General features: G+C 74.7%; 2 protein-coding genes. Both read right to left on the bottom strand.

Going from position 1 to position 845, the window contains the following annotated elements:
• Positions 1 to 648: OB-fold nucleic acid binding domain-containing protein (locus PROKR_RS25860; RefSeq protein WP_036969431.1), on the bottom strand; the 648-nt coding region annotated here is incomplete at its 3' end.
• Positions 645 to 845, bottom strand: a 201-nt coding sequence (locus tag PROKR_RS36250; RefSeq protein ID WP_036969428.1) for a hypothetical protein, incomplete at its 5' end; no start/stop codon positions are given. The genes PROKR_RS25860 and PROKR_RS36250, both read right to left, overlap by 4 nt.

Here is an 845-nt window from a genome sequence, read left to right as displayed (position 1 = left end):
GGGGCGGTGCAGGCTGCGCAGCGCGGCGGCCCGGCCGGGCAGCCCCTGACGCTCCCGCACCTCGTCGGGCACCGGGTCCGGCACGTCGGCGTCGGCGAGCGTGTCCAGCACGACGCGCAGCGCGCCCTGGACCTTCCAGCTCGGGATGCCGGCGGCCGCGGGGTAGATCGGGATCGGTTTCGTGGCGTGCTCCAGCAGCGCCTCGTCGCTGTCGAGGTCGGACTCCTCGCCCATCAGCGTGAAGTCCGGGTGCGTGAGCTGGCGCGTGCCGCGGTAGAGGCCGACGGTCCCTGTGAACAGGCCCTTGGCGCCCGGGACCAGACGCTTCTCGTGGTTGTACAGCGAGCCGCGGTGCTTGCCGAAGAAGGTGAGCGACAGCCGGCTGCTCCCGTCGGTGACCACCACCTCCATGAGCGCGCCCTTGCGGTTGCGCATGGCCCGCACGGTCGCCTGCTCGACCCGGGCGAGGATCGTGACGTGCTCGCCGACCTCGAGCGCCGCGATGTCCGTCAGGGCGCCCGGGTCGGCGTACCGGCGCGGGTAGTGACCCAGCAGGTCGCCCACGGTCGTCAGGCCGAGCTTGCCCAGGGCCGTCGCCGTGCGCTTGTCGAACGCCCGCTCCAGCCGCTCGTCCGTCCGTTCGCTCATGCGTCCACCTCCGGGTCGGCAGTCTCCGGGTCGGCGGTCTCCGGGGCGGCGGTCTCCGGGTCGGCGGTCTCCGGGGCGTCGGTCTCCGTGCCGAGGTGCACACCGTCGCCCGGGCGGCCGGTCGCCAGGACGACCAGCTCGGCGTCCGGCGCCTGCTCCGCGAGGACGGCGGCGAGCCGGTCGACCAGGTCCGCGGG

The sequence above is a fragment of the Promicromonospora kroppenstedtii DSM 19349 genome (assembly GCF_000515355.1).
Classification (GTDB): Bacteria; Actinomycetota; Actinomycetes; order Actinomycetales; family Cellulomonadaceae; genus Promicromonospora; species Promicromonospora kroppenstedtii.
The sequence above is the reverse complement of the archived record's forward strand: the minus strand, read 5'-3'. Positions and strand labels throughout refer to the sequence as shown.